A 6,948-nucleotide genomic window follows, 5' to 3' on the forward strand; every position below is an offset into this window, starting at 1 on the left:
GTGTACCTGGGTATTGTAGTGTGTTTCCTGGCCATACTGGCGCTGTTCCTCATAAAATCATGGCATAAATGGTGGCTGGTAGCGGTAACCGTGTTCGGTATTTTCCTGGCCTGGGGCAGCAACTTTGCAGCCTTTAACTATTTCCTGTTTGATCATTTACCTTTTTACAGCAAGTTCCGCGCACCTTCACAAGCGCTCATTTTCCCGCAGCTCACCTTTGCGGTGCTGGCGGTAATGGGGTTAAATGAGCTCATCACCAGCCAGCTGCCGAAAGCAGAGCTGCTGAAAAAGCTGAAGTTCACCGGTATGATCACCGGCGGCATCCTGGTATTATTGCTGCTGGCATCTACCTCCCTGTCTTACACCAACTTTTCCAATAACCCGGAAACACCCGGTACGGATAACCAGTTCCAGTCACAGCTTACACAAATGGCGCGGGGCGATAATGCGATCGTGGAAAGTATGATGAAAGCCCTGCGTGAAGACCGTGCCACCCTGTACCGTAATGATGTGCTCCGCTCCCTGTTGTTCACCGGCCTGATCTTCGGGCTGTTATGGCTTTTCCTGTCAGGTAAGCTGAACAAGGATGTACTCATAGGCGGCGTAGTAATATTACTGCTGCTTGACCTGCTGCAGGTAGATAAACGTTACCTGAGCGGCGATGATTTTATGGATGAAGCCAGCTACGGCGATCCATTCCAGCCCACAGCGGCCGATCAGCAGATCCTGCAGGATAAAGATCCCTACTACCGGGTATTTAACCTCACTGCTCCCAGTGGCCCGTTTAACGATGCCATGACTTCCTACTTCCACAAAAGCGTAGGCGGTTACCATGCAGCCAAGCTGCAGCTGTACCTGGATCTGATCGAACGCCAGATCAGTAAGAACAATATACAGGTGCTGAACATGCTCAATACCAAGTATGTGATACAACCCGGCCAGAACGGGCAGCCAGCCGTAGCCCGCAACCCGGATGCGCTGGGCAATGCCTGGTTTGTAAAACATATTCAATGGGTGCCGAATGCCGATGCTGAAATGAGTGCAATGGACCATTTTGATCCAAAAGATACCGTGATCATAGACCAGCGTTATAAAGCAGATGTGAAGGGCGAACCGGTGTATGATTCCGCTGCCGGCATTCATTTAATTGCCAATAACCTGAACACCATCTCTTACGAATACAATGCGGCTACCCCACAGTTTGCCGTATTCTCTGAAGTGTATTATGAAAAAGGCTGGAATGCCTTTATCGACGGTCAAAAGGTGCCCTACGCCCGCGTGAACTATGCGCTGCGTGGTATGCTGGTGCCTGCCGGTAAGCACACCATTGAGTTTAAGTTTGAACCGGTATCTTATTACGCAGGTATTAAAATATCCCTGTTCAGCTTTGTGGTGATGATGGTGCTTATTATCGGCTCGTTTGCATTGTACATTATACAGCAGCGTAAAAAAGCGGTTCCGGCATGATGCATGTATTGAGTATCGCGCCTTACCCGTACCTGCCAGCCAGGAAAGGAGGCGAGTTATTCATAGCCGGCTATTATGCAGCCCTGGCGCACTATTGCCGGCTTACCGTGGCATCTGTACAGGCCAACCAGCCGGAAGGGCCTTTGCCTTACGCACTATGGCCGCTGTTCACCAATAGCCGTACCCGTTATCTTAATATCTTCTATGTAGGTAAGCTGGCAAAAGCCATCCGGCAAAAAAATGTGCAGCTGCTGCAAATAGAGCATCCCTACATGGGATGGATGGCCGTATGGCTGCAGGCCCGCACCGGCTGCAGCTTTGTAGTACACTCACATAACATAGAGGCAGCCCGTTTCCGCAGCATGGGCAAAAAGTGGTGGTCACTGTTACGGGCCTATGAAAAATGGGTACACCGTAAAGCAGCCCACAGCTTTTTCATTAGCCGGGAAGATGCAGATACCGCCATTGGTGAATACGGCCTGGATCCGCGAAAGGTAAGCGTAGCCCCCTATGGCATTACAGCGCCGCCGGCCGTTACCAACCGCGCTGCCCTGCGCGCACAGGTTTGCACCCGCCATAATATACCCTCCAACAGCACTATTTTTTATTTTAACGGCGCGCTGGGCTACCAGCCCAACCAACAGGCCGTACGCAAAATATTAACGGATATAGATCCTTTGCTGCAAAAAGCAGCCACCTCCCCGTATGTAATACTCATTAGCGGAAAAGGTTTACCGCAGGAGCTGGCAGCACAGGTAAAAGCTACCAATGACCGTGTTATTTATACCGGTTTTGTAAATGATATCGGGGAATATTTTGCAGCAGCAGATGTGTTCATTAACCCGGTAATGGAAGGCGGTGGCGTAAAAACCAAGGTGCTGGAAGCATTGGCGTACCACAAAACCGTGGTATCAACCGCCAGCGGGGCCATAGGCGTAAATACAGATGTATGTGGCAATAAGCTGCAGGTAGCAGCGGATAATAACTGGCAGCAGTTCATAACGCTTATGCTGCAGCAAAATAATACAGCGGAAGCTACTCCCCCTTCTTTCTTTGAATATTACAGCAATACGAATATTGCAAGGGATGCTTCCGCTGTGATGCAGGCCCTTATAGCCCGCCCTTAATAATATGCTTAGTGTTTTATAGCTACGAACATGGTACGGTTGTAATACTGCGTATAGTTTTCGCGGAACAGGTCACCGGTGTAGTCAAACTGTTCAAATACACTGTTAAACCCGGCTGCATGCATTGCTTTGGTAAGCTCTTTTTTCGTTAACCAGAAAGAGCGGTGGTTGTTATAGGAAGCCCACAGCAGCTTTTCGATCTTCTCTTTCTTAGCGCCCGGGGTCCATTCTTTAAACCAGCGGCCCTTATAACCTTCATTTTCTGTAATGGGCGACAGGCGGTAGTTATACTGGTGTTCAAATAAGCGCGTACGCTTTTGAATAGGCGCTATAAAATATTTGTTCAAAGGCCCCAGCCGGTAGCGTACATCCCTTTCCGGTGCAAAATGCGTATTTAACAGCAGCATTTTGGTGGTGCACTCGCTGATCAGCTTCAGGAACGCTGCAGGATCGTTCAGGTGGTACAGCAGGCCATAGCAAAGCGTAATATCAAATTTGCCGTAGTTACCCATATTCCGCACATCATCCTGCGCAAAGTTTAAGTTGGGAAGGCCCAGGTTGTCCTTTACATAGTTACAGTTCGCAATGTTCTCAGCCCTTGCCTCAATACCCAGGCTGTCAAAACCCATTCTCGCAAATTCAGCAGCATAGCCGCCTTCCAGGCAGCCCAGGTCTACCACGCGCATCTTGCTTCTGTCGCCGGCTGTTGGGGGAATAAAGAGATCAACGGTCTTTTTTATGGATGACCAAACAGCGCTGTCCGACAATAAAATGGAATCATCTCCCATGGTTTTTTGGCCGTTGTTCAGCAAAATGTTGTGTGCGGTGAATTTCATAGATGTTTTAAATGGATTATTGTTGGCTACAATTAAATATATTATTAATAACTACATATAAATCAAAGATACAATATTTACTAAATACTCAATTACAACACTTTATAAAAGTGAGGCTCATTACGCACAATATAGGGAGTAGTAGCCCACAGCCGGCCTACATTCCCTGCCAGCTGCCCTATTTTAGGCCATAGCTTAAACGGGTTACGCAACCTTAGTAAATTGGCTATAAAGCTGCACACAAAAGCTACCGGCACCGCAAAAGTATAATTAAACAGCAGTATAAAGAACCATAGTACCCCGTACTGCTTGCGCACCCGCAGATGGTTGGAAAGCATTAGCTGAAAACCTTTGCGGCTATACAGGTCATAATAACCTTTATCATTGGTTTCAAAAGCAGCATTGGCGCTTTCACCCTGCAGGTGTATCACATGCAGATCGCCATACACCACCAGCTGCCCCACCTTTTTAATACGGCTGCACCATTCCGTTTCTTCCGCATACAAAAAAAAGTCCTCATCCATTAAGCCCGCTTTCTCAACCGTGCTTTTTTTCACCATCAGGTAAGCGCCGTTGATCCAGTCCACCACCTGCTCTGTTGCAGCTGCGCGTACATTGGGCACCTTGGTTTGCAACGCATAGCCCAGCCAGCGCAAAAAACCGCCCCAGTAAGGCAATGGCAGCAGGTGATTTAATCCGCCTTTCATAAAGTAATTACCGGTTATCTGCGGGCTGCCGTCGGGGTTTAACAGCTGTACTGCGCAGGCGGCGTAGTCTGATGCGCGGAAGCGGCTTACACAGCCATCCAGCGCATGATCCAGTACAATGGTATCAGGGTTCAGCAGCAGCAGCATCTCGCCATGGGCTATACGTAAACCGGCATTGTTGCCACGTGAAAACCCTGCGTTGTAGCCCATTTGCAGCCATCGTACCTGCGGGTATTGCTGCAGTATCACCTGCTCGCTGTTATCCTGCGAATCATTATCCACCACAATAATTTCGTAGCTGATAGCGGTGGTTTGCTGTATAATGGATTGTATGCAGTCCAGTATCAGGGCGGCGCTCTTATAATTAACAATAATAATTGAAAGGTCCATACTGGTTATAGCCTTTTACGGAATAAATAGGAGAAGGTCATCAGCAGCTTGGATACAACGCCTATGCGCAGCACACGCAATGGGAACTGCCTTTGTAAAGTGAGCATTTGCCGCACCGGAGCAGGAATATCCCCTTCCAGGCCGGATGAGCGCAGGTCTGCTATCTGCCTTATTTCCAGGTTGCGCAGCATACGCCAGAAAAAATCATACACGTAAATATTATTCAGCGCTTTTAAAGAGAATTTGCGCAGCAAATAAAAGTTCTCCGGTATCTCCACCTCCCGCACCCGGAAGCAGTCGCGCGTGATCTGCTCCCCGCTGATGCCTACATTCACCAGCACTTCATCTATATACACAAACTTCGGATTGGCCTGTAATACCTGCATATAAAAGTCAATGTCCACCACCCAGCGGGTCTTTACATCATACCGGTAAGCAGGTTTGTTGCGGTGCATAATAACGCTGGGCGGTCCTATAAAATTGCGCTGGAACAGGTTCACGGGCGATTGCTGTAACAGCCGCTGGTAAAAGGCGTTACAATGCACATCCTCAATATCGCCGGTTTGCAGGTAATGGTTGCTGTAAGCGGTATATACAAAATCGCAGTCAGGGTTCGCATCCAGCGCAGCAGCCATTTTTTCAAGGGCCTGCGGCTGCGCCAGCCAGTCATCGTCATGTAATATTTTAATATAGGCGCCATTGGCTTTATCGTAGCAGGTATTCCAGTTGGCCGGCATTCCATGCGCCGGGGTATTCTTATAATACTGTATGGGCAGCTGCTGCTGGAACTGTTGCACCACCTGGTGCACGCTTTCATCCGGGCTGTCGTCCGTAATAATTACTTCCCAGCTGCTGCACTGCTGCGTAGCCAGCGATGCCAGCGCCCGCAGCAGGAACTCCGGGTTCTTATACGCCGGTATGCAAACAGATATTTTAATGTTGCTATTGGTCATGATCTCCTTTCCAGTGTTTTTTTAATGGGGTACAGCAGCAGCCTGGCTACATCTGTCCAGCGGCCCGGTTGTTTCCAGGCGCCGGCAGCCAGTATCCACTTGCAGCGTACCGCTTCGCTGATCGGCTCTTTCATTAAACGGTTTAACCAGTAGCTGGTTACTTTTTTTTCCGCGGTGGCTACAGCCGCTTCCCCCGCTGCCCCCGGCGCCAGGGCCGGTAAAGGCACCTGGTTAATATGGCGGTGAAAATGTATGGCATGATTGATCCAGGCTTCGCCAAAGCTGCCCATAGAATCATGCAGCAGGTCTATATCAAACACCACGCCTGTCATATAACGCTGGGATACACGCAGGCTGATGTCCAGGTCATAAAAGTGGAAGCCCGGCAGCTTTTCCTCATTAAAAGGGTACTGCTGCCACACGGTTTTACGCATGCACAGCCACACCCCATCCAGGGTACGCACACTAACCAGGTTATCCGGCTGCCCGGCCGGGTGCAGGTATACCCGCTGCGGGGCGCCGCTTTTGCCTGCCTGGAAAATATTGCAGCAGTCAAATGCCGGCTGCCCGGTAGCCCAGCCGGAAATGGCCGCGCTTTTATACCGGCTGCCCGCCAGCCCTATAAGGCCCAGGGCCTCCTGCTGCGCAAAATGTGCGGCCGTTCTTACTCCCCACTCTGGGGTTAAAAAGGTCACATCATCATGCACAAAGCACAAAAGATCATACGCGGCCTCCGCAGCCCCGGTATTATATCCCTTACAAATGCCCCCCAGCTCCTTCGCATTGGTGATCACCAGTATTTCATACGGCACGCCAATGGTGGCCGCTATATTGGCTTTTACCTTTTCAATGCGGCCATTGTCGGCAGAACAGATGATAACAGAGATCATAATAACAGTACAATAAATTCCAAAAAGCTTAAAAATACAAACTTTCCTATAATGCATGATTTTTGCCATCTTTACAACCAAGCAACAGGAAAATGGGCATAATCAGGAAACAAAGCATTACTTCCTCCTTTATTATATACACCGGCTTTTTTATAGGCGCAATTAACACCTGGCTTTTTACAACCGGCCACTATTTTACCGCGGCGGAATATGGCTTAATAGGCATTTTGCTGAATATAGCGCAATACTTCTTTGCGCTGGCCAACCTGGGCACCCTTCCTGTATTATACCGCTTTTATCCTTACTACCGGGATAATCTTCCACTAGAAAAGCGCGACCTGTTTGGCAAAGCTACTATTATAGCACTCCTTGGTTTTGTAGCAGTATGCCTGTGCTCTTTCCTGTTTAAAGACCTGGTAGTAACCAAGTTTGGCACCAACTCTCCCCTGCTCATAAAATATTTTTATACCGTTTACCCCCTTAGCTTATTCCTGTTATTGTTTTCCCTGCTGGAAGCACAGGCCTGGAACCACTTTTCATCGGTAGCCGCTAACTTCCAGAAAGAGCTGGTGATGCGG

General features: G+C 49.0%; 6 protein-coding genes and 1 pseudogene. 3 read left to right on the top strand and 4 right to left on the bottom strand.

Annotation, left to right across the window (positions count from 1 at the left end):
• A partial coding sequence (locus VIM87_RS20305; protein WP_331998774.1) for a YfhO family protein occupies positions 1 to 1,467 on the top strand: 1,467 nt, incomplete at its 5' end.
• Positions 1,464 to 2,594, top strand: coding sequence for a glycosyltransferase family 4 protein (locus VIM87_RS20310; RefSeq protein WP_331998775.1), 1,131 nt, complete (start codon positions 1,464 to 1,466; stop codon positions 2,592 to 2,594). The genes VIM87_RS20305 and VIM87_RS20310, both read left to right, overlap by 4 nt.
• Before the next feature lie 8 nt (positions 2,595 to 2,602).
• On the opposite strand, the gene VIM87_RS20315 is transcribed toward VIM87_RS20310, so the two are convergent.
• The 4 genes from VIM87_RS20315 to VIM87_RS20330 form a co-directional block, all read right to left on the bottom strand.
• Positions 2,603 to 3,430, bottom strand: a complete 828-nt coding sequence (locus VIM87_RS20315) for a class I SAM-dependent methyltransferase (RefSeq protein ID WP_331998776.1) — start codon at positions 3,428 to 3,430, stop codon at positions 2,603 to 2,605.
• Positions 3,431 to 3,522: 92 nt separating this feature from the next.
• Complete coding sequence (locus VIM87_RS20320; protein WP_331998777.1) at positions 3,523 to 4,527, bottom strand: glycosyltransferase family 2 protein; 1,005 nt, start codon at positions 4,525 to 4,527, stop codon at positions 3,523 to 3,525.
• Positions 4,528 to 4,532: 5 nt separating this feature from the next.
• Positions 4,533 to 5,480, bottom strand: a complete 948-nt coding sequence (locus VIM87_RS20325) for a glycosyltransferase family 2 protein (protein WP_331998778.1) — start codon at positions 5,478 to 5,480, stop codon at positions 4,533 to 4,535.
• Positions 5,477 to 6,370 (bottom strand): glycosyltransferase, encoded by an 894-nt coding sequence (locus VIM87_RS20330; RefSeq protein WP_331998779.1) that lies wholly within the window; start codon positions 6,368 to 6,370, stop codon positions 5,477 to 5,479. Before VIM87_RS20330 ends, VIM87_RS20325 begins: the two co-directional genes overlap by 4 nt.
• Positions 6,371 to 6,462: 92 nt before the next feature.
• Between VIM87_RS20330 and VIM87_RS20335 the strand changes: the two are divergent.
• Positions 6,463 to 6,948: pseudogene (locus tag VIM87_RS20335) on the top strand (lipopolysaccharide biosynthesis protein); the annotation flags it as partial.

Origin of the sequence: Chitinophaga sp., from assembly GCF_036569125.1 — a bacterium.
In the GTDB taxonomy this organism is placed as follows: domain Bacteria; phylum Bacteroidota; class Bacteroidia; order Chitinophagales; family Chitinophagaceae; genus Chitinophaga.

Excerpts from the sequence above, each read along its gene's own strand:
- VIM87_RS20320 (WP_331998777.1), bottom strand. The coding sequence starts at position 4,527 with ATGGACCTTTCAATTATTATTGTTAATTATAAGAGCGCCGCCCTGATA.
- VIM87_RS20325 (WP_331998778.1), bottom strand. The coding sequence starts at position 5,480 with ATGACCAATAGCAACATTAAAATATCTGTTTGCATACCGGCGTATAAG.
- VIM87_RS20315 (WP_331998776.1), bottom strand. The coding sequence starts at position 3,430 with ATGAAATTCACCGCACACAACATTTTGCTGAACAACGGCCAAAAAACC.
- VIM87_RS20310 (WP_331998775.1), top strand. The coding sequence starts at position 1,464 with ATGATGCATGTATTGAGTATCGCGCCTTACCCGTACCTGCCAGCCAGG.
- VIM87_RS20330 (WP_331998779.1), bottom strand. The coding sequence starts at position 6,370 with ATGATCTCTGTTATCATCTGTTCTGCCGACAATGGCCGCATTGAAAAG.